Source organism: Pyxidicoccus caerfyrddinensis (genome assembly GCF_010894405.1).
Lineage (GTDB): Bacteria > Myxococcota > Myxococcia > Myxococcales > Myxococcaceae > Myxococcus > Myxococcus caerfyrddinensis.
In genome coordinates, this window is the sequence record NZ_JAAIYA010000010.1 from 104,689 (window position 1) to 126,427 (window position 21,739).

The 21,739-nt window shown below is 69.9% G+C and carries 13 protein-coding genes; 5 read left to right on the plus strand and 8 right to left on the minus strand.

Translation table 11 applies throughout. The annotated features are described in order from the left end of the window. Nucleotides 1-103: 103 nt before the first annotated feature. Nucleotides 104-1,027 carry a class I fructose-bisphosphate aldolase gene (locus tag G4D86_RS24710; RefSeq protein ID WP_163996473.1) on the minus strand — a complete coding sequence of 308 codons (924 nt, stop codon included), beginning with the start codon at nucleotides 1,025-1,027 and terminating at the stop codon, nucleotides 104-106. Between the two features lie 291 nt (nucleotides 1,028-1,318). Here G4D86_RS24710 and G4D86_RS24715 point away from each other — a divergent pair, with 291 nt between their 5' ends. Further along, a complete protein-coding gene (locus tag G4D86_RS24715) occupies nucleotides 1,319-3,103 on the plus strand; it encodes a TolC family protein (RefSeq protein WP_163996474.1) in 1,785 nt (594 codons plus the stop codon). A gap of 55 nt (nucleotides 3,104-3,158) precedes the next feature. Next, nucleotides 3,159-3,785, plus strand: coding sequence for an MlaC/ttg2D family ABC transporter substrate-binding protein (locus G4D86_RS24720; protein WP_163996475.1), 627 nt, complete (start codon nucleotides 3,159-3,161; stop codon nucleotides 3,783-3,785). Nucleotides 3,786-3,868: 83 nt separating this feature from the next. Here the strand turns inward: G4D86_RS24720 and G4D86_RS24725 are convergent, their stop codons facing one another. Genes G4D86_RS24725 through G4D86_RS24735 form a run of 3 tightly spaced genes read right to left on the minus strand, consistent with a single transcriptional unit; the run spans nucleotide 3,869 to nucleotide 7,631 of the window. Beyond that, nucleotides 3,869-4,870 (minus strand): NAD-dependent epimerase/dehydratase family protein, encoded by a 1,002-nt coding sequence (locus G4D86_RS24725; RefSeq protein WP_163996476.1) that lies wholly within the window; start codon nucleotides 4,868-4,870, stop codon nucleotides 3,869-3,871. Nucleotides 4,871-4,888: 18 nt separating this feature from the next. Continuing rightward, nucleotides 4,889-6,073 carry a GNAT family N-acetyltransferase gene (locus tag G4D86_RS24730; RefSeq protein WP_163996477.1) on the minus strand — a complete coding sequence of 395 codons (1,185 nt, stop codon included), beginning with the start codon at nucleotides 6,071-6,073 and terminating at the stop codon, nucleotides 4,889-4,891. 7 nt (nucleotides 6,074-6,080) lie between these two features. Next, nucleotides 6,081-7,631 (minus strand): aminotransferase class I/II-fold pyridoxal phosphate-dependent enzyme, encoded by a 1,551-nt coding sequence (locus tag G4D86_RS24735; RefSeq protein WP_163996478.1) that lies wholly within the window; start codon nucleotides 7,629-7,631, stop codon nucleotides 6,081-6,083. A 422-nt stretch (nucleotides 7,632-8,053) separates the two neighbouring features. Between G4D86_RS24735 and G4D86_RS24740 the strand changes: the two genes are divergently transcribed. From G4D86_RS24740 to G4D86_RS24750, 3 genes are all read left to right on the plus strand, one after another. Next, nucleotides 8,054-10,588 (plus strand): efflux RND transporter permease subunit, encoded by a 2,535-nt coding sequence (locus tag G4D86_RS24740; protein ID WP_163996479.1) that lies wholly within the window; start codon nucleotides 8,054-8,056, stop codon nucleotides 10,586-10,588. Beyond that, nucleotides 10,585-11,562: a phosphatase PAP2 family protein gene (locus G4D86_RS24745; protein WP_240360459.1), complete on the plus strand. Its 978-nt coding sequence runs from the start codon at nucleotides 10,585-10,587 to the stop codon at nucleotides 11,560-11,562. Before G4D86_RS24740 ends, G4D86_RS24745 begins: the two co-directional genes overlap by 4 nt. A gap of 66 nt (nucleotides 11,563-11,628) precedes the next feature. After that, nucleotides 11,629-12,822, plus strand: coding sequence for an aminotransferase class I/II-fold pyridoxal phosphate-dependent enzyme (locus tag G4D86_RS24750; RefSeq protein WP_163996480.1), 1,194 nt, complete (start codon nucleotides 11,629-11,631; stop codon nucleotides 12,820-12,822). Nucleotides 12,823-12,984: 162 nt separating this feature from the next. On the opposite strand, the gene G4D86_RS24755 is transcribed toward G4D86_RS24750, so the two are convergent. The 4 genes from G4D86_RS24755 to G4D86_RS24770 form a co-directional block, all read right to left on the minus strand. Further along, the gene (locus G4D86_RS24755) at nucleotides 12,985-16,458 is read right to left on the minus strand and encodes a methylmalonyl-CoA mutase family protein (protein WP_163996481.1); all 3,474 of its coding nucleotides are present in this window, start codon (nucleotides 16,456-16,458) and stop codon (nucleotides 12,985-12,987) included. 75 nt (nucleotides 16,459-16,533) lie between these two features. Next, complete coding sequence (meaB, locus tag G4D86_RS24760) at nucleotides 16,534-17,517, minus strand: methylmalonyl Co-A mutase-associated GTPase MeaB (RefSeq protein WP_163996482.1); 984 nt, start codon at nucleotides 17,515-17,517, stop codon at nucleotides 16,534-16,536. Then, on the minus strand, nucleotides 17,514-19,700 hold the full coding sequence (gene scpA / locus G4D86_RS24765) for a methylmalonyl-CoA mutase (RefSeq protein WP_163996483.1): 2,187 nt from the start codon (nucleotides 19,698-19,700) through the stop codon (nucleotides 17,514-17,516). The genes meaB and scpA overlap by 4 nt, the downstream gene beginning before the upstream one ends. Then, nucleotides 19,700-21,583, minus strand: a complete 1,884-nt coding sequence (locus tag G4D86_RS24770; protein WP_163996484.1) for a methylmalonyl-CoA mutase family protein — start codon at nucleotides 21,581-21,583, stop codon at nucleotides 19,700-19,702. The genes scpA and G4D86_RS24770 overlap by 1 nt, the downstream gene beginning before the upstream one ends. Between the last annotated feature and the right edge of the window lie 156 nt (nucleotides 21,584-21,739).

Genomic DNA, 21,739 nt, shown 5'->3' on the forward strand with positions numbered 1-21,739 from the left:
GACTCGCCTGCGCGACGTGGCGCCTTGGGCCGGGGCCGAGAATGAAAAAGGCCCGCCAGGAGCAACCTGACGGGCCCTGCGCGCTCGTGAGCGACGTCTGCGTCTACGCCTTGCCGGCGAAGATGTTCATCACGTCCTTGAGCAGCTTCACGGACTCGCCGTGCGGACGCTGGAAGGCGTTGCGGCCCATGATGGAGCCGAAGCCGCCGCCCGCGTTGATCTGCTTGATCTCCTCCAGCAGCGCCGGGGTGTCCTTGGCCTCGCCGCCGGAGAAGATGACGATGCGCTTGCCGTTGAACGCGGAGCGCACCACCTCGCGCACGCGGTCGGCCATCGTCTTGGTGGAGATGCCGGCCTTCTCGAAGGCCTTCTTCGCCTCCGGCTGCTCGAGGTGGTCCTGCGGCGGCTTCACCTTGATGATGTGCGCGCCGAGCTGGGCGCTGATCTGCGCCGCATACGCAATCACGTCGATGCCCGTCTCACCCTCCTTGGACATGTTGCCGCGGGGGTAGGCCCAGACGACGGTGGGCAGGCCGTAGGACTTGCCCTCGGCGATGATCTCGCGGAGCGCCTCGTACTGCTCGTTGCGCGCGCCGGAGCCCGGGTAGATCGTGTAGCCCACCGCGACGCAGCCCAGGCGGACGGCGTCCTTCACCGAGGCCGTCACCGCGGACATCGGGTTGGGGACCTTGGCCAGCGAGTCGGAGTTGTTGAGCTTGAGGAGGAGGGGAACCTCGCCCGCGAACTTGCCGGCGATGGCCTCCAGGAAGCCCAGCGGCGCCGCGTACGCGTTGCAGCCCGAGTCGATGGCGAGCTGCGCGTGGTAGTCGGGGTCATAGCCGGCGGGGTTCGGGCCGAACGAGCGCGCGGGACCGTGCTCGAAGCCCTGATCCACCGGGAGGATGACGAACTTGCCCGTGCCGGCGAGCGTGCCGGTGTTCATGAGGCGGGCCAGGTTGGTCAGCGTGCCGGGGCTGTCGGACGTGTACCAGGACAGGATCTGCTTGACGCGATCGGTATAGGCCATGTGTGGGGGTCCTCGGTATGCGGGCACTCCGGCCCGACTCGGGAACGGTCGCAATCTGCTGCATACGTCACGTCCAACCAACTCATTTTCTCGCCCGAGTGTCAGCGGTCCTACGCGAGCCCGCCGATTCCACCCCCTGGCAGGACGGCCACCGCTCCGCCAGGGCAGGGCTTCCGAGGGACGCCGGACGCTTGAAATGGGACGAACATGGTCGGTGACGGCGCCTCGTGGAACGAAGATGCTGCGCCGCTGCGGGTAACTCGGATATGGGGCCCGCACGAGGCGGTACGAATGCGCAGACACCTGGATCGAGGCGTGACAGTGGCGCTGGTGCTGGCGGCCGGACTCTCGGCGGCACAGCTCACCCCCGGGCAGACGGGGCCGGGAGGCAGCCCGTCTCCCACTCCCGGGACGGGCACGCCGTCGACCACTCCGGGGACGCCCGGTACGGGGACCTCGGGGACGTCCACCACGCCTGGGACGGGCACGTCCACCACGCCCGGGACAGGGACGTCCACCACGCCCTCCACGCCTGGGACGGGCTCGGGCTCCACGGGCGCCGGCGTGCAGACGCCCCAGCCCGGTGCCGGGGCTACGCAGCTCCCCCCGGGGCCGCCGACCATCGCTCCCAACACGGTGGATCAGCCCACGGCCATGCCCTCCGGCGGAAGGACGGTGTCGCCCTCGCCGGTGCGCGAGCCCGGGCAGCAGGCGCAGCAGGCCATGGAGGACGTGCGCGAGACGCCCGACTCGGAGGTGCCCGCCCAGTCGGCGCCGCTGACGCTGGCGCAGCTGGTGGAGCGCGCGAGGGCCACGGACTCGCGCGTGGAGGAGGCCACGGCGGAGCTGCGCAAGTTCCAGGCGCTCTACCAGCAGGCGAAGTGGGCCTGGTTCCCCAAGTTCGAAATCACGGTGGGCCTGGGCGGCCCCGTGCCCGAGGCGCGCAACGACGGGCTGGGTGGACCGCCCACCACCGAGGCCTCGCTCGAGGGTGACTTCAAGTTCGGCCGCGTGGGCGTGACGGCCTTCTCCACGGGCAACGCGGTGCTGCCCATCTACACCTTCGGCAAGCTGACCGCGCTGGAGAAGGCGGGCTCCCGTGGGCCGGTGGTGGGCGAGGCGCTGCGCGAGCGCGCCCGGGCCGAGGCGGGTTTCCAGGCCGCGCAGGCGTATTACGGCTACCAGCTCGCGCGCGCCGGCCTGCAACAGCTCGAGGACGTCTCGAAGCGGCTGGAGGACGCCGCCGAGCGCATCGACGCGCTGCTGAAGGAGGAGTCCAGCCAGGTGTCACAGGTGGACACGTACAAGGTCCGCTTCTTCCGCCAGGTCGTGGATGCGCGCAAGGCGGAGGCCTGGCAGGGCCGGCAGTTCGCGATGGCTGCCATCGGCCTGCTGGCCAACGCTCAGCCGGGCACGCCGGTGGCCGTGGTGGAGGAGGATCTGCCGCTCGACGAGGCCGTGGAGCCTCCCTCGCTGGAGCGCGCCCTGGAGCTGGCCGAGCAGCGCCGGCCGGAGTTCGTCGCCATCACCGCGGGCATCGCCGCGCGCGAGGCCGAGGTGTTCATCCGCCAGCGCAGCTACTTCCCGGACCTGGGGCTCGCCGGCTTCTATGACCTGCGCTTCACCACCAGCGCCACGCGCCAGCGGAGCCCCTTCGCGTATGACCCGTACAACGACCGCACGGTGGGGCTGGGCCTGGTGATGCGCGGCACCTTCGACATCCCGCTGAAGGACGCGCAGCTCGAGCAGGCGCGCGCGGAGCTGGACAAGCTGCGCGCCCAGGAGAAGCAGCTCCACTCCGGCATCCGCCTGGAGGTGACGAAGGTGCACGGCGAGCTGGTGTCGGCCTGGGCCCGCGCGAAGGCCTATGGCGAGGCGGAGAAGAACGCCCGCCGCTGGGTGACGGCCGCCTTCGCCGCGTTCGACCTGGGCACGGGTGAGACGCGGGACCTGGTGGATGCATTCACGGCCTACGCCCAGGCCTCTGGCGACAAGTCGAAGAGCTGGTTCGACGTGCGGGTGGGCATGGCCGCCCTGGACCGCGTCACCGGGACACCGCCCGCGCCGGGTGAATAACCCGGCCCATGCAACTGTCCTTTCTAGCGTCCTCCACCACGGAGCCAAAAAACACATGATTGCATCCCTGCTCGCCGCCACCCTGCTTGCCGCCGCGCCTGCCGGCCCGCTCTCGGTCGTCAAATCCGGGAATGCAGACGTGCAGAAGGCCGCCAACGCGCCTGGCGCCACCGTCGAGTCGCTCGCCACCGTCGTCGAGAAGTTCGTCGACTTCGAGGAGCTGGCGAAGCGTGCGCTGGGCGACAAGACGTGGACCTCGCTCACGCCCCCGCAGCGCAAGGAGTTCACCGAGACGATGACGGGCCTGCTGCGCGCCTCCTACGCCCAGAAGGCCATTGGCCAGGCCCAGGCGGACGTGAAGTACGTGAAGGAGGAGGCCAAGGGGAACGAGGCCACCGTCCACACCATCCTCACGCTGAAGAAGGACAACATCCCCATCGAGTACCGGCTCTTCCGCACGGACGCGAAGAAGGAGTGGCGCATCTACGACGTCATCACCGACGAGGTGTCGCTCGTGGACACGTACAAGGGCCAGTTCCGCAAGCTGCTCGCCGACAAGGGCTTCGACGGCCTGCTCACCACGCTGAAGAGCAAGCGGGCGCAGCTGGAGAAGGAGAACGCCGGCAAGTCCGCCAAGGGCGCCACCGCGACGCCGGCCAAGGCCGAGGGCAGCGCGAACTAGCCCGCGAGTCGGAGTGGTAGCAAGCGAGGCCGGGTGTCCCTCCTACGAGGGGCCCCGGCCTTCGTTCGTTCAGCGGTGGGGCGTCAGTGCCCGCTGGCGAGCTGGTACGTGGCCAGGGTGCCCGCGATGCCCTGTGCCAGGGGGATGCTGGGCGCGAAGCCCAGCTCGCTGCTCGCGCGCTCGGTGGTGCATGTCCACGCGGCGCACGTCATCTCCCGGACCTTGTCCCGGTTGAGGATGGGCACGGTGCCCTTCAGCCGGGCCATGAGCTCCGAGCCCAGGCCAATCAGGTAGCCGATGACGTCCGGCACCGGCACCACCGTGGGCCGGCCGCGCCCCAGGGCCCCGGCCAGCGCCCCGCAGACGTCCTCCCACGTGTACTCGCGGCCGTCGGACACGGTGTAGACACCGCGCGCCGGGTCGTCCTTGGCCAGCGTGGGGCCGCGCTCGGCGGCCGCCAGCAGCGCGGTGCACAGGTCATCCACGTGGATGACCGAGTAGCGCTTGGGCCCGAAGCCGCTCTTGATGGCCAGGCCCTTGCGCGCCATGGGCAGCATGGAAGGGATGAACTCGGTGTCGCCCGGCCCGTACACAATCGGCGGCCGGACGATGACGCAGGGCACGCGGTCCGCGTACTCGCGCACCGCCTCCTCGCCGCCCAGCTTGCTGCGGCCGTAGATGGAGACGGGCGCCGGAGGGTCCTCCTCGCGCCGCGGACGGGCCGGAGTGGAGGGGCCGGCGGCAGCCAGGGACGAGCAGTAGACGAGCCGGGGAGGGCGGGGCAGGGCGGCCATGGCCTCCACCACGCGGCGGGTGCCGTTCGCGTTGCCCTCGAAGTAGCTGGCCGGCTTGCGGGCCTTGGTGACGCCCGCGAGGTGCAGCACGCAGTCCACGTCGCGCACCGCCTCCGTGAGGCCCTCGCCCGTGGTCAGGTCGCCCACGGCGAAGCGGGCGCCCATGGCCTCCAGGGGGCCTCGCTTCGAGCTGGGCCGCACCAGCGCGGTGAGGGTGTCCCCGCGCTCGAGGATGCGGCGCGCGAGCCGCTGGCCGATGAAGCCGGTGCCACCGGTGAGCAGGAAATGCAAAGGGGACTCCGTGGAGGGTTACAGCGAGCGCTGGTAGACGCGGTACGTCTTCGAGCGCTGGGCGCCCATGGACTCGATGGCGCGGTTGACGAGGTGGTTGTCCTCCAGCGTCCAGGAGATCTCCCCGCCCACGTAGCCCAGCTGCTTCGCCGTGCGCAGCGTGTCCAGGTACAGGATGGCGTCCAGGCCGCGGCGCCGGTAGCCCTCCTTGATGCCGAGGATGATGAGGCGCAGCCGGTTGATGCGCCGCGAGGCCAGCAGCAGCTTCGCCAGGCCGATGGGCAGGCCGAAGTGCGTGAGCCGCCCGCCGGCCGCCTTGATGGCCTGGTTCGCGTCGGGGACGGTGAGCGCGAAGGCCACCGGCTCGCCCTTCACCTCGGCCATCAGCGCCAGCTCCGGCCGGACGATGGCTTTCAAGTCCTTCGCCAGGTGGTCGAACTCGGCGTCGGTGAAGGGGACGAAGCCCCAGTTCTTCTCCCAGGCGGAGTTGTAGATGTCGCGGATGCGCTTCACCTCCGCGTCCAGGTCCTTCATGTTCACCGGGCGCACGGTGACGCCCTCGCGCACGCGGAGCTTCTCGGCGATGCGCACCACCTTCTCCGGCGGCGCGGCGGACGAGGACAGCTCGAAGGCGTACAGGTCCTTCGCCTTGGTGAGGCCGCACGCCTCCAGCAGCGCCGCGTAGTAGGGCGGGTTGTGCGGCATCATGATGGCCGGGGGCGTGTCGAAGCCGTCAATCAGCAGGCCCCAGTCCTGGTTGGACGAGACGTTGGCCGGCCCGAGCATGGCGTTCATGCCCCGCTCGCGCAGCCACGCCGCCGCCGCGTCCAGCAGCGCCCGGGTGATGCCCGCGTCATTCACGCACTCGAAGAGGCCGAAGAAGCCCTCCTTCGTGCCGTGGACCTCCATGTGGCGCGGGTTGCGGATGGCGGCGATGCGGCCCACCACCTCGCCGCCGCGCCGCGCGAGGAACAGCTCCACCTCGCCGTACTGGAAGAAGGGGTTCTTCTTCGGGTCCAGGAAGTCCTTGCGCTCCATCTCCAGCGGCATCACCCAGTTCGGGTCGTTCTTGTAGATGCCGTAGGGGAAGCGGATGAACTGCATCTTCTCCGTCGAGCCACGCACAGGAGTCACCTGCACGTCCGAGGGCAGGGGAGGGAGCGAAGCTGTCGCGGGCGAAGAAGGCTCGGCGGGGAGGGCCATGGGTGCTCTAGTTCCTGTCTTCGGACTGCGTGCCGTTGGTGCCGTTGCGCATGAAGAAGTGAGCGCCCTTCTCCAGCAGGAGGCCCGGCAGCTCGCCCCGCTTCTCCCACAGCTTCATGGGGGCGTTGCCCAGCTTGCGCAGGTCATCCGGCTGCAGGTTGGCGGCGCGCCAGGTGAGCTGCTCCACCGCGTCGAAGAGCTTGCCGGCCACCTCGCGCGACGACATGCGCGACAGCTGCTCCAGCGTGAGGCCGCCCTTGTCCGCGAGCAGGCCCGCGGAGCCGGCCGCCCACGTCTCGCTGGCCTTGTTGTGCAGCACGCGGGTGCCCGGCCGGGCGATCTTCACCGGCTCGTACACCGTGGGGCGCGTCTCCGGAATCACGTTCAGCTTGCGGCCGATGGTCTCGAAGGTGTCCAGCACGCGGTCCAGCTGCGCGTCCGTGTGCGTGGCCATGTACGAGGTGCGGATGAGCGCGTGGCCCGCCTCCACCGCCGGCGGAATCACCGGGTTGGCGAAGACGCCCGCCTCGTGCAGCGCGCGCCAGAAGCGGAAGCACTTCACCTGGTCGCCGATGTGCACCGGCACCACCGGCGTCACCGACACGCCCGTGTCGAAGCCCATGGCGCGGAAGCCGTTGTGCATCTTCTCCGCGATGTCCAGGAGCCGCTCGCGGCGCTGCGGCTCGGCCTCGATGATCTCCAGCGCCTTGAGCGCCGCGGCGATGGAGGCCGGCGTCATGGACGCGGAGAAGATGACCGAGCGCGCCTTGTGGCGGATGTAGTTGATGACCTCGAAGGGCCCGGCCAGCACGCCGCCCAGCGACGCGAAGCTCTTGGAGAACGTCCCCATCACGAGGTCCGTCTCCTTCTCCAGGCCGAAGTACTCGGAGGTGCCGCGGCCCTTGTCGCCGAGCACGCCCATGGAGTGGGCGTCATCCGTCATCACGCGGGCGTTGTAGTGCTTCGCCAGCTCCACGATGCGGGGCAGGTTGCAGAGGTCGCCCTCCATGGAGAAGACGCCGTCGGTGACGATGATCTTGCCCGCGTTGGGCTCCGCCTGGGCCAGCAGCTGCTCCAGGTGGTCCATGTCGTTGTGGCGGAACTTGCGCTCGGTGGCGAAGGACAGGCGGATGCCGTCCACCAGCGACGCGTGGTTCTGCCGGTCGCTGAAGACGATGTCGTGCCGGCCCAGGATGGACGCCAGCGCCAGGTTCGTCTGGAAGCCGGTGGAGATGACGATGGCGGCCTCGCGGTTGAGGAACTTCGCCAGCTTCGCCTCCAGCTCCTCGTGCAGCGCCAGCGTGCCGTTGAGCAGGCGCGAGCCGGAGCACGTGGTGCCGAACTTCTCCACCGCCTTGATGGCGGCTTCCTTCACGCGCGGATCCGCGGAGAGGCCCAGGTAGTTGTTGGACCCCACCATGACGACCCGCCGTCCTTCGATCTCCACCTCGGTGGCGCCGTGCGACGCTTCGATGGCCCGGAAGTACGGGTAGAGACCCGTGGCCTTCGCGATGCGGTAGTCCTTCCAATTACTGCACTTGTCGAAGACGTCGCTCATGGGTGGTCTTTCTTGAGGCTGCGTCGGGAGGGTCGATCCTCTTGGGGGGACTGCGGATCTCCGGCCGCCAGCCCTTGCAGGGCTCGTTCCGGCCTCGGAAACCAGCGTCCAGCGACCTCCCACGGGGGACGCGGGGCCGTGAATAAAGAGGGTTAGCGGCAGTGTCAAGGCGCGGACTGTTGCTTGGGTCCCTTGCAAGGGTTCCTTACCGGGCCCATGGCTTGACAGCACCGTGACTTTGATGGCACGCCCCCGCGACACGAGCGTTGTCCAGTGGATACTGGAAGCCACCGTGTGAAGATGGCTGCACGCCCGCCGGAGGGCCTCCGGAGGCCTGGAAGACTTCGTCCGGGCCTGATGTTTGCGGGGGCCATTAGCTGGCTGGGAATTTGCTTTCGCCGGCCTTCATCGAGGAGTGGACGGTGGCCAGGTCGCTGCGACAGCGGTGGTTCGAGGGATTCATCCAGGCGGCCGTGTCCCGTCCCTGGCAGGTGCTGCTCGTGTTCGCGCTCCTGGCGGCGGGCGGTATGGCGCTGGCGTCGCGGTTGGAGTTCCGCGGGTCGTTCGTGGAGCTGCTCCCCCAGGGCGCCCGCGAAGTTCAAGACCTGACACGCGTGTCACAGAAGGCCGGCGGGGACGGGTACCTCGTCATCCTGGCCAAGGGGGACGCCCCCGAGCGACTGAAGGCCTACGCGGCCGAGCTGAAGGCCCGCCTGGAGGCGCTCCCGGAGGTCCGCTACGTCGAGCACAGCTATGACGTGGACTTCTTCCGCCGACACGGTCTGCTGCTGCTGCCGGCCGAGAAGCTGGCGGAGCTGCGCAAGGACCTCGAGGCCCGGGTGCGCTACGAGCGCCAGCAGGCCAACCCGTTCTACATCGACCTGGGGGCCACGCCGCCGCCGGCGGACTTCGACGAGATTGCGAAGAAGCACACGCCCAACGCGCCCATGAAGGAGTACCTGGCGAACGCGGATGGCACCGAGGTCTACCTGATGCTCAAGCCGTCGGGGACGGCGGGGGACCTGGACTTCGCGCGGCGCTTCGTGGAGCTGGCCATGGGCACCGGCCGCACGCTCGCGGCGGAGCGCTACCCGTCGGTGAAGCTGGAGGCGACGGGCAACTTCCAGAACCGCATCGAAGAGGACGCGGTGATGCGCAGTGACTTGTCGCGCGCCGGCATCCTCTCCGCGCTGATTGCCGTGGGCCTCATCCTGCTGGCCACCCGGCGCATCGCCGCGCTGGCGGTGGTGGGCCTGCCCGTCGTCGTGGGCATCCTGCTCACGTTCGGCTTCGCACAGGTCTTCATCGGCCACCTCAACGTGGTGACGGGCTTCCTCGTCGCCATCCTCATCGGCCTGGGCATCGAGTACGGCGTGCACCTGTGCATGCGGTACTGGGAGGAGCGCGAGCACCTCACCGCGCGCGAGGCGCTGAAGGCGGCGGTGGGTGGCACCTTCAGCGGGGCCGTCACCTCGGCGCTGACCAACGCGGCGGCGTTCTTCGTGCTGCTGCTGGCGCAGTTCCACGCCTTCAACCAGTTCGGTCTGCTGGCCGGCATGGGCGTGCTGCTGGCGGTGCTGGCGGCGTACGCCATGGGTCCCTCGCTGCTGGCCATCGCCGAGCGGGTGCGCCCCGCGCGCAAGGACGCCGTGCCCGCTGCCGTCTCGGCGGACGCGCCTGCCGCGGCCGCCTCGGCGGAGGCTCCGATGGCGGCGAAGCCCGAGCGCGAGTGGCGGCGCTGGCCCACGTCGCTCATCGCCGGCATCGCCCTGGCGGTGGTGGCCTTCGCGGGCTTCTCCGTGGCCATCGCGCCGAAGCTGGGCTTCGAGACGGACATGCGCAAGCTGAAGGGTGACTCGCCGGCCTCGCGCCTGGACGACCACGTCACCGAGCAGCTCGGCCAGCCGCTCAACCCGGCCATCTTCCTGGTGGACGACGTGAAGCAGGCCGCGCAGGTGGAGGACATCATCGCGGAGGTGAAGCGCAAGAATGGCGCGGACTCCGTGTTCCTGCGCACCACGTCCCTCAACGACCTGGTGCCGCATGACCTGCAGCGCCGCGAGGCGGAGATCGCCGGCATCCGCACGCTGCTCCACGGGCTGCCCGCGTCCGCGCAGGAGGACGCGCGGCTGAAGGACTTCCAGCAGATGCTGGAGTCGAAGCCCTACGGGCTGGACTCGCTGCCCGTGGAGGTCCGCCGCCGCTTCGAGGCCACGGACGGCAAGGGCACGTTCCTGCTGCTGTTCCCCTCGGTGTCCAACTACGACACGGACGACCTGAAGCGCTGGGCGGCGCAGATCGACCAGGTGGTGGAGGGCACGAAGGCGCGCGGCATCGACATGTCGGTGCTGGACAGCAACCGCATCGCCGCGCGCATCTTCGCGCTGGTTCGCGGGGACGGTCCGCTCATCCTCTGGTCCGCGGCCGGCGTGGTGTTCTTCGTCATCCTGCTGAGCCTGCGCAGCTTCAAGCGCGCGCTGCTCGTCACCGGGCCGCTGTTCCTGGGCATGACGTGCCTGGCGGGCGGCATGTACCTCTTCGACGTGCAGCTCAACTTCATCAACGCGGTGGTGCTGCCGAACCTGCTCGCCATCGCCGTGGACAACTCGGTGCACCTGTTCCACCGGTACGAGGAAGAGGGGCCCGGCTCGCTCGGCAAGGTGGTGCGGCACACGGGGCTGGCGGCCGTGGTGGCCACGCTGTCGAACGCGGCGGGCTACGGCGCGCTGCTCATCGCCAACCACCAGGGGCTGCGCAGCATCGGACAGATTGCGCTGCTCGGAGTCGTGTGCACCTTCCTGGGGACCACGGTCTTCTTCCCCGCGATGCTTGCCCTGCTGGAGCGGTGGAAGGCGCGGAAGACCGCCGCGGTGGGGGAGGGTGCCCTCGTGCGGAGCCTCGAGCTCGGGATGCCTGGCGTCAGCAATGAGTCGCCGGGGGAGCGGAAGTCAGCGTGAGCTCCGGGACCTTCCATCATCGCCGTGGCCTGCTCCTGCGGAAGCCTGACCGCGAAGTTCAGGTGCACCTCACCTCGGTGGACCTCGTCGTCCTGGTCGCCTGCTCACTGGGCGCCCTGGTACTCATGGGCCCCGGGCGCTGGGCGCCGGGCGCGCTGCGCAACGCCGGGCTGTTCGCCCTGATGGCCGCCGGCCCGCTGGTGCTCCGCACGCTGGAGGCCTCCTTTCCGAAGCAGCGGTGGCTCACCACGGCGGCGGACTGGTGGCTGTTGCCGGTGGCGGTGCTGTCGCACGGCTGGCTGTCACCCGTGGTGGACACGCTCAACCCCATCCTGAAGGACGCGCAGCTGGTCGCCGCGGACCAGCGACTGTTCGGCTTCCAGGCGGCGGTGGAGCTGGCGCACCGCGTCCCGCCGTGGCTCAACGACATCCTGCTCATCTGCTACTACGGCCACTTCGTCTGGCCGCTGGTGCTGGGCGTAGCGCTGTACCGGCGGGCGCGCGGCGTCTCCTCCGACTTCAGCGAGTACCTCACCGGGCTGGGGATGTTGTTCCTGTTCAACTACGCGGCGTACGCGCTGGTGCCCGCGGTGGGGCCCCGCTACTTCCTCATCGGCTCGTTCGACGGGCCGCTGCAGGGCGCGATGCTGACGCCGGTGCTGGACTCGCTGATGCGCGCGCCGAGGTACGCCCGGGACTGCTTCCCCTCGGGCCACACCGGCACCACGCTGCTGGTGCTCTTCTACGCGTGGCGGTTCCACCGGACCCTGTTCTGGATCATGCTGGGGCCGGGCATCGGCCTCGTCATCGCCACCCTGGCCGGGCGCTTCCACTACGCCACGGACCTGGTGTGCGCGGTCCCCCTGGTGATGGTTGTGGCGGGGCTGGCCCTGGGTCTTTGCCGAGCCGCCCGCCAGCGTGAAGGCGAGAGGGCCGCGCGCTCCGTCCCCGTGGACGCTATCGTAAGGCCCTGAGAGCCGGCCGGCCCCCGCGTCGCACCCAAACCCCCATCAGGGCCCGGCCATGAGGAGCCTCCTTCCATGTCCCGGCCCGCGTCCGCGCAGCGAGTCACCCGCTTCGGCACCACCGTCTTCTCCGAGTTCAGCGCGCTGGCCGCGAAGCACGGCGCCGTCAACCTGGGGCAGGGGTTCCCGGACTTCGACGGGCCGGAAGCCGTCAAGGAGGCCGCGCAGAAGGCCATCCGCGACGGCGTGAATCAGTACGCCATGGGCATGGGCGCCAAGGACTTGCGCGTCGCCATCGCCGAGCACTCCGCGCGCTTCTACGGCCAGCAGGTGGACCCGGACACCATGGTGACGGTGACGAGCGGCGCCACCGAGGCCATCCTCGACGTGATGCTCGGGCTCGTGGACCCGGGCGACGAGGTGGTGGCCTTCGAGCCGTTCTACGACTCGTACGACGCCAACATCACCTTCGTGGGCGCCACCGCGCGCTACGTGCCGCTGCGCCCGCCGGACGCGTCCCATGCGGAGTGGTGGTTCGACCGGGACGAGGTGCGTGCCGCCTTCAGCCCGCGCACGCGGCTGCTCATCATCAACTCGCCGCACAATCCCACGGGCAAGGTGTTCACCCGTGAGGAGCTCGAGTTCCTTGGCGGGCTGTGCGCCGAGCACGACGCGAAGATTCTCTCCGACGAAGTGTACGAGCACATCGTCTTCGCGCCGGCGAAGCACCTGCGCCCGGCCACGCTGCCGGGGCTGGCGGAGCGCACCGTCACCGTGAGCAGCGGAGGCAAGACGTTCAGCCTCACCGGGTGGAAGGTGGGCTGGGTCATCGCCCCGCCGCCGCTGCGGGATGCCGTGCAGCGGGCGCACCAGTTCGTGACGTTCGCCACGGCGTCGCCGCTGCAGGCGGCCATGGCGGCAGCGCTGCGGCTGCCGGACACGTACTACGCGGAGCTGGCGGCAACGTACGCGGCAAAGCGGGAGCGCTTGCTCGGAGGGCTGCGCGAGGCGGGGCTGACGGCCTTCGCGCCGCAGGGCAGCTACTTCATCCTCGCGGACATCGCGCGGTACGGCTTCGCGGACGACATCGCCTTCTGCCGCCACCTGGTGTCCGAAGTCGGCGTGGCCGGCATTCCGCCGAGCGTCTTCTACAGCCCCGAGCACCGCCACCTGGGCCAGGGCCTGGCGCGCTTCGCCTTCTGCAAGACGGACGCGGTGCTGGACGAGGCGGTGCGGCGCCTGCGCGCGAAGCTGGCGCCGAAGCGCTGAAGGACGCGGTTCCGGCACCTGGGTGGAACCTGGCGCCGCGCCGTTGAAGAAACGGTGCGGCGCTTGCGCGTGAAGCTGGCGCCGAATCGCTGAGCCACCGCCCCAACGCCGGAGGGGCGGGGCGTTTGCGCGCCCCTCCGCCGACACCGTGGCCCTGGCGCGCTACATGTTGCGCCGGTACTGGCCGCCCACTTCGTAGAGCGCGCGGGAGAGCTGGCCCAGCGTGCACACCTTGCACGCGTCCATCAGCGCGGCGAACACGTTGCCGTTGTCCAGCGCGGCGCGGCGCACGGCCTCCAGCGCCTGGGGCGCCGTCGCCGCGTTGCGCTTCCAGAACGCGTCGCGCGCGGTGATGGAGTAGTCCTTCTCCTCCTTCGTCGCGCGAATCACCTCCGGCGGGGTGACGGTGGGCGAGCCCTTCGGGTCCAGGAACGTATTCACGCCGACGATGGGCAGCGTCCCGTCGTGCTTCAGCGTCTCGTAGTAGAGCGACTCCTCCTGGATCTTCGAGCGCTGGTACATGCGCTCCATCGCGCCCAGCACACCGCCGCGCTCGGAGATGGCGCGGAACTCCGCGAGCACCGCCGCCTCCACCAGGTCCGTCAGCTCCTCGATGATGAACGAGCCCTGGTTGGGGTTCTCGTTCTTCGACAGGCCGAACTCCTTGTTGATGACCAGCTGGATGGCGAGGGCTCGCCGCACGCTCTCCTCGGTGGGAGTGGTGATGGCCTCGTCATACGCGTTGGTGTGTAGGGAGTTGCAGTTGTCATTCAGTGCCAGCAGCGCCTGCAGCGTGGTGCGGATGTCGTTGAACGCGATCTCCTGCGCGTGCAGCGAACGGCCGGACGTCTGGATGTGGTACTTCAGCTTCTGCGAGCGGTCATTGCCGCCGTACTTGTCCCGGATGGCCTTGGCCCAGATGCGCCGCGCCACGCGCCCGAGCACCGCGTACTCGGGGTCCATGCCGTTCGAGAAGAAGAACGACAGGTTGGGCGCGAAGTCGTCGATGTCCATCCCGCGCGACAGGTAGTACTCGACGAAGGTGAAGCCGTTGGCCAGCGTGAAGGCGAGCTGGGAGATGGGGTTCGCCCCGGCCTCCGCGATGTGGTAGCCGGAGATGCTCACCGAGTAGAAGTTCCGCACCTTCTGGTCGATGAAGTACTGCTGGATGTCGCCCATCACGCGCAGGGCGAACTCGGTGGAGAAGATGCAGGTGTTCTGCGCCTGGTCCTCCTTGAGGATGTCCGCCTGCACGGTGCCGCGCACCTGCTGGAGCGTCTTCGCGCGGATCTTCTCGTACACGTCGCGCGGCAGCACCTCGTCGCCGGACACGCCCAGCAGCAACAGCCCCAGCCCGTCATTGCCCGCGGGCAAGTCGCCCTGGTAGCGCGGACGGGGCACGCCGCGCTCGCGGTAGAGCGCGTCGATCTTCTTCTCCACCGCCTCCACCTGGCCCTGCTCGCGAATCCACTTCTCGCACTGCTGGTCCACGGCGGCGTTGAGGAAGAAGCCCAGCAACATGGGCGCCGGGCCGTTGATGGTCATCGACACCGACGTGGACGGGTCCGCCAGGTCGAAGCCGGAGTAGAGCTTCTTCGCGTCGTCCACGTTGGCGATGGACACACCTGAGTTGCCCACCTTGCCGTAGATGTCCGGCCGGTGGTCCGGGTCCTCGCCGTACAGCGTCACCGAGTCGAACGCGGTGGACAGGCGCTTCGCCGGCAGGCCGCGTGACACGTAGTGGAAGCGCTTGTTGGTGCGCTCCGGGCCGCCCTCGCCCGCGAACATGCGCGCGGGGTCCTCGCCCTCGCGCTTGAGCGGGAAGACGCCCGCGGTGAACGGGAAGGCGCCCGGCGCGTTCTCGCGCAGGAGCCACGTGAGGATGTCACCCCAGTCCTCGTAGCGGGGCAGGGCAATCTTCGGCACGCGCAGGTGGGAGAGGGACTCGGTGTACAGGTCCAGCTCGATGACCTTGTCGCGCACCTGGTACTGGTACTTCGCCGCCGCGTAGCGCCGCTTCGTCGCCGGCCACTCCGCCAGCAGGCGCCGGCTGTCCGGGTGCAGGCGGCCCTCCAGGTCCTGGTACAGCGCCACCAACTCGCTCAGGTAGGCGGGCTCGCCCTCCACGCGCTCCGTCACCTGCACCACGTCGGAGGCATCCTTCGGCTCGACGATTTCCAGGTGCTTCTTGCCCACGTTGGCGCGCAGGGCCTGGATGGTGCCGTGGAGCTGGTACATGCGCCGGGCGATGGCTGCCTGGGCGCGCACGAAGCCGTCGTAGGACTCGCAGGCCTCGACGATCTCCGCGAGGTAGCGGGTGCGCTCGGGCGGGATGATCCACTTCTTTTCACTCATCCCCGGGGTGAGTGCGAACTGGGACTGGAGCGGCGCGCCGGTCTTCTTCACCACCGCGTCCATGATGGCGCGGTAGAGCTGATTCATCCCCGGGTCGTTGAACTGCGAGGCAATGGTGCCGTGCACGGGCACCGCGTCGTCGGAGACGTTGAAGGCGATGTGGTTGCGCTTCCACTGCTTGCGCACGTCGCGCAGCGCGTCCAGCGAGCCGCGCTTGTCGAACTTGTTGATGGCGATGACGTCCGCGAAGTCGAGCATGTCGATCTTCTCGAGCTGCGTCGCCGCGCCGTACTCGGCCGTCATCACGTAGAGCGACACGTCCGAGTGCTCGGTGATTTCGGTGTCCGACTGACCGATGCCGGACGTCTCCACGATGATGAGGTCGAAGCCCGCCGCCTTGCAGACCTCGATGGAGTGGGCCACGTGCCGCGACAGGGCGAGGTTGCTCTGCCGCGTGGCCATCGAGCGCATGTACACGCGCGAGTTGTCGATGGCGTTCATGCGGATGCGGTCACCGAGGAGCGCGCCGCCGGACTTGCGCTTGGACGGGTCCACGGAGAGCACGGCGAGCGTCTTGTCCGGGAAGTCCGCCAGGAAGCGGCGCACCAGCTCGTCCACGAGGCTGGACTTGCCCGCGCCGCCGGTGCCGGTGATGCCGAGCACGGGCACCCGGGGGGCGTCCACGTGGGCTTCGGCCATGGCCTTGCGCAGCTCCTCACCCGCGTCCGCGAAGTTCTCCGCGATGGTGATGAGCGAGGCGATGCGGTCGGGCTGGCGGGGCAGGGGCCGGGCCACCAGCGGCTTGAAGTCCTCGGGCCGCTTCTCGAAGTCACACTTGGAGATGAGGTCGTCGATCATCCCCTGCAGGCCCATGGCCCGGCCGTCGTCCGGCGAGTAGATGCGCGTGACGCCGTACTTGTGGAGCTCGTCGATCTCCGTGGGGAGGATGGTGCCGCCACCGCCGCCGAACACCTTGATGTTCGCGCCGCGCTGACGGAGCAGGTCGATCATGTACTTGAAGAACTCGACGTGTCCGCCCTGGTAGGAGGTGATCGCGATGCCCTGGACGTCCTCCTGGATGGCGCAGTCGACGATCTCCGACACGGAGCGGTTGTGGCCCAGGTGGATGACCTCCGCACCCGACGCCTGCATGAGGCGGCGCATGACGTTGATGGCCGCGTCATGGCCGTCGAACAGGCTGGCGGCCGTGACGATGCGGACGTGGTGGCGGGGCTTGTAGGGCTGGGGAGGGGTCGGCGTGGTCGGCTGGGCGTGTCGCACGCGCGTACACTAAAAGTGCGGTGCGGCACCGGCAAGCGATTGAAGTTGCAGGTGCTCGCCGTACGACGCGGGCCGTCAGGCCGGCATGCGTGGCAGGAAGGCGCCTAGCACCCGCAGTGCGGCGGAAGTCGGCGTCGCCCGGCCTTCGCGAACGTCCGTCTCCAGCGAGGGCACGAGGGCGGACACCTCGGGGTGCGCTCGCAGGGCCGACCGCAGGCCGTCCTGCACCATGGCCCACATCCAGCCCACCTGCTGCTCCTGGCGGCGGCGCGACAGCTCCCCCGACGCGGCGCGGCGGGCGATGCGCTCCACCACCGAGTCCCACAGCTTCTCGATGCCAGTGCCTTCCAGCGCGCTGCACGTGGTGACGACCGGCTCCGCGCCCGGCCGCATGAGGTGGAGGGCGGCGCGGTACTCGGCGCGGGCCCGCTCGGCACGGGGCGCGTTGTCGCCGTCCGCCTTGTTGATGGCGACCATGTCCGCCACCTCCAGGATGCCGCGCTTGATGCCCTGCAGCTCGTCGCCCGCGCCCGCGAGCATCAGTACCAGGTAGAAGTCGACCAGCTCCGAGACCACCGTCTCCGACTGGCCCACGCCCACCGTCTCCACCAGCACCACGTCGAAGCCCGCGGCCTCGCACAAGAGGAGCGTCTCGCGCGTCTTGCGCGCCACGCCGCCCAGCGTGCCGCTGGAAGGACTAGGGCGGATGTACGCGGCACTCTCGCGCGACAGGCGGGCCATGCGCGTCTTGTCGCCCAGGATGCTGCCGCCGGAGATGCTGCTCGACGGGTCGATGGCGAGCACCGCCACCCGGTGGCCCTTGCCCACGAGGTGCATGCCGAGCGCGTCGATGAAGGTGCTCTTGCCCGCGCCCGGCACGCCGCTGATGCCCACGCGCTGGCTGTTTCCCGTGTGGGGCAGCAGGCGGGTGAGCACCTCCTGCGCGAGGGCCGCGTGGCGCGGGTGCTCGCTCTCCACCAGGGTGATGGCGCGCGCGAGCACGGCGCGGTCTCCGGCGCGGACGCCGTCCATGTAGGTGTCCGCGGGCAGCAGCTTCACGCCGCCTCCAGCTCGGCGGCGAGCTTGTCGAGCAGCTCCAGGGCTGCCTTCGCGATGACGGTGCCGGGGCCGAAGATGGCGGCGGCGCCCGCGGCGCGCAGCGCGTCGTAGTCCTGGGGCGGAATCACGCCGCCCACCACCACCATGATGTCCTCGCGGCCCAGCTTCGCCAGGGCCTGCTTCAGCTCCGGCACCAGCGTGAGGTGACCGGCGGCGAGCGAGCTGGCACCCACGATGTGGACGTCGTTCTCCACCGCCTGGCGCGCGGACTCGTCGGGCGTCTGGAACAGCGGCCCGATGTCCACGTCGAAGCCCAGGTCGGCGAAGGCGGTGGCGATGACCTTCTGGCCGCGGTCATGCCCGTCCTGCCCCATCTTCGCGATGAGGATGCGAGGCCGGCGACCGAAGCGCGCCAGGAAGGCATCCGCCTTCGCGCGCGCTTCGGCGATGCCGCTCGCGGAGCCGGCCTCGGCCGAGTACACCCCGGAGATGGTTCGCACGGTGGCCTCGTAGCGCCCGTAGACCTTCTCGAGCGCGTCGCTGATTTCTCCCACGGTGGCCTTGGCCCGCGCCGCGTCGATAGCGAGCGCCAGCAGGTTGCCCTCGTTGCGCCGGCCCGCCTCGGTGAGCGCGTCCAGGCGGCGGCGGACCTCGTCGGCGTTGCGCTCGGCGCGCAGCTCGCGCAGGCGGGCCACCTGGGCCTCGCGCACCGCGGAGTTGTCCACCTTGAGGATGTCGAGCCGGTCCTCGCGCTCGGGCGGGTACTTGTTCACGCCGATGATGGCCTGGCGTCCGGAGTCGATGCGCGCCTGGGTGCGCGCGGCGGCCTCCTCGATGCGCAGCTTGGGCAGGCCGGCTTCAATCGCCTTGGTCATGCCGCCCAGCGCTTCCACCTCCTGGATGTGAGCCCAGGCCTTGTGCGCCAGCTCGTGGGTGAGGCGCTCCACGTAGTAGCTGCCGCCCCACGGGTCGATGACGCGCGTGGTGCCGCTCTCCAGTTGCAGATACAACTGGGTATTGCGAGCGATGCGCGCGCTGAAGTCGGTGGGCAGCGCAATCGCCTCGTCCAGCGAGTTGGTATGGAGGCTCTGCGTGTGGCCCTGGGTGGCGGCCATGGCCTCCACACAGGTGCGCACGACGTTGTTGTAGACGTCCTGCGCGGTGAGGCTCCAGCCGGACGTCTGGCAGTGCGTGCGCAGCGCCAGGCTCTTGTCGCTCTTGGGCTTGAAGTCCTTGAGGAGCCGGGCCCAGAGGAGGCGGGCCGCGCGCAGCTTGGCCACCTCCATGAAGAAGTTCATCCCGATGGCCCAGAAGAACGACAGGCGGGGCGCGAAGGCGTCCACGTCCAGGCCAGCGGCGAGTCCCGCGCGCACGTACTCCACGCCGTCCGCGAGCGTGTAGCCCAATTCCAGGTCCTGGGACGCGCCGGCTTCCTGCATGTGGTAGCCGCTGATGCTGATGCTGTTGAAGCGCGGCATCCGCTCCGCCGTGAAGCGGAAGATGTCCCCGATGATGCGCATCGAGGGACCGGGCGGATAGATGTACGTGTTGCGGACCATGAACTCCTTGAGGATGTCGTTCTGGATGGTCCCGCTGAGCTGCTCGGGGCGCACGCCCTGTTCCTCGGCCGCCACGACGTAGAGCGCGAGCACGGGGAGGACGGCGCCGTTCATCGTCATGGACACGGACATCTGGTCGAGCGGAATCCGGTCGAACAGGATGCGCATGTCCTTGATGGAGTCGATGGCCACGCCCGCCATGCCCACGTCGCCAGAGACGCGCGGGTGGTCGCTGTCGTAGCCCCGGTGCGTGGCGAGGTCGAACGCGATGGACAGGCCCTTCTGACCGGCCGCGAGGTTGCGGCGGTAGAAGGCATTGGAGGCCTCGGCGGTGGAGAACCCGGCGTACTGGCGCACGGTCCACGGCTGCTGCACGTACATGGTCGCGTACGGGCCGCGCACGAAGGGCGGCAGGCCGGGCAGCGAGCCCAGGTGCGCCACGCCCTCGAGGTCTTCAGGGGCGTAGACGGGCTTGACGGGGATGCCCTCGGGCGTGTCCCAGCGCTCGGCGGCGCGGGTGGCGTCGCTCGCCTGGTGCCGCTGGGTGTCGCGCACGGCGGGGGCGGGCTGCGTCTCTGGGGCGTCGAAGGCGACGCGGGAGAAGTCCGGAACGTTGGAGCGCATCAGGCCACCACTCCGAGCTGCTGGTGCAGCGTCTTCAGGAGCTGGAACAGGTCCGCTCCCGCGTAGATGAAGAGGTCCACGCCAGCCGCGCGGAAGGCGGCCTCGTGGTCACCGGGACGACCGGCCACGACGACGGCGCGCGCGCCCCGGGCCTTGAGGGCCTGGGTGAGCGCGGGCACCTGGTCCGGGTACAGCGTGTCCGGGCCGGAGATGACCGCGAGCAGGGTGCCCGTCTTGGCGAAGGCCTCCGCCGCGTGGTTGGCGTCCGTGAAGTCGCGGTGCTCGTCTGTCTCGATGCCGCCCACGGCCAGCGCGTTGGTGGTCCACATCGAGCGCGTGGTGTGCTCCGCCACCGTGCCCAGGCTCACCATGAAGGCGCGCGGGCGCGTGCCGTACAGGGCGAGGTGCCGGTCGCTCGCGTCGCGCAGCGACTCGAATGCCTCCGCCATGCGCACAGGGCGCAGCGGCGCGAAGTCGCCCTCGGCCTTCACGGGCGTGGGATGCGGCTCGCGCTGGACGGGGGCTTCGCCCAGGTGGGGGAACTCGCTGACGCCCACCATCGGCAGGCGCCGGCTGCGTACGGCCTTGTCGCGCGCGGCGACCGTTTCCGCGAGCACGCGGGCTACGTCGCCGTCGACGAGCGCGCGCGTCATGCCGCCCAGTGCCTCGATGCGCTGCAGCTCCGTCCACGCCGCGCGGGCCACTTCGCCGGTGAGCTGCTCCAGGTAGTAGCTGCCGCCGGCGGGGTCCGCGACGCGGTTGAGGCTGGACTCGTCGCGCAGGATGAGCTGCGTGTTGCGCGCGAGCCGCCGGCTCTGCTCGTCCGGCGTACCCAGGGGCTCGTCGAAGGGAGAGGTGCTCACGCTGTCCGCGCCCGCGACGACGGCGGCGAAGGACTCCGCGGTGGCGCGCAGGATGTTCACCCACGGGTCGCGCTTCGCCTTGGTGCCGGTGGCAGTGCGTGCATGAAGCGACATCGCCTGCGCCTCCGGCGGACCACCGGAGGCGGCGACGACCTTGGACCAGAGCAGCCGCGCCGCGCGCAGCCGGGCAATCTCCGGGAAGAACTGCCCGCCCACCGACAGCGCGAACTGCATCGAGCGCGCCGCGTCCGAGGGAGACACGCCCGCGCGCTCCAGCTCGCGCAGGTACTCCACGCCGGTGGCGATGGCCCACGCCAACTCCTGCACGGGCGTGGCACCCGCGTCCGCCCAGGCACGCGAGGACACCAGCAGCGCGCGCAGACCCGGCGCTTCCTTCCGCAGCGAAGTCACCAGCGGCGCGGCCCGAGCGAGCGTCCCGGCGACGTCCACCTTCGCCGCGCCCGCGCGAGCCATGGCGCCGATGGGATCGATGCCCAGGCTTCCACTCAACGCCTTGCGCGGAACACGAAGCGCGTCCGCGACCTGGAGCAGGAGCGACGCGGGAGCGAGCACGTCACGAGCCGGCTCCAGGTGCACGGGTGTGCGCTCCAGCGGGACGTGCGCTAGGAGCCGCCGCATCGAGTCCGCGTCCTTCACGTCGACGCCGTGCGGTGCATCCAGCAGCAGCCAGATGCCCTGGCCGCCGCGCTCCAGGTCATTGCGGAGGACCTCGGCGGTGGAAGCGACCTCGGGGCCGGCGTACTCCTGGCACACCGTCCATCCTCCCTCCGTGTGGCCGAGCGGCAGGGTGCCGCGCACGTAGGGCGCAACGCCTGGAGGCTCCGTGGGGGCGGGAGCATCCTGGGGCGTGTAGAGCGGCTGGAGGGACAGGCCACCTTCCAGGCTCGATTGGAGGGACGAGAAGGGCTTGCCCTTCAGGTCCTTCTCGACGAGCCGGCGCCACGCGTCGAGTGACGGGGGCGGGAAGTCCGTAGCGGAGGGGGGAGGCACTTGCGACATGCTGCGTCCTCGCGAAGAGATGAGGCGCCATGCCCCGGAGGGCGGCACCGTGTCCTTCCCATAGGCGCAATGCCCGTCCGGGGCAATGGGTCTGATGACGTCGTCACGTCCCACGTCCACCACGGAGTGGGGCAGGGTGCCGAGGACCCCGCGCTC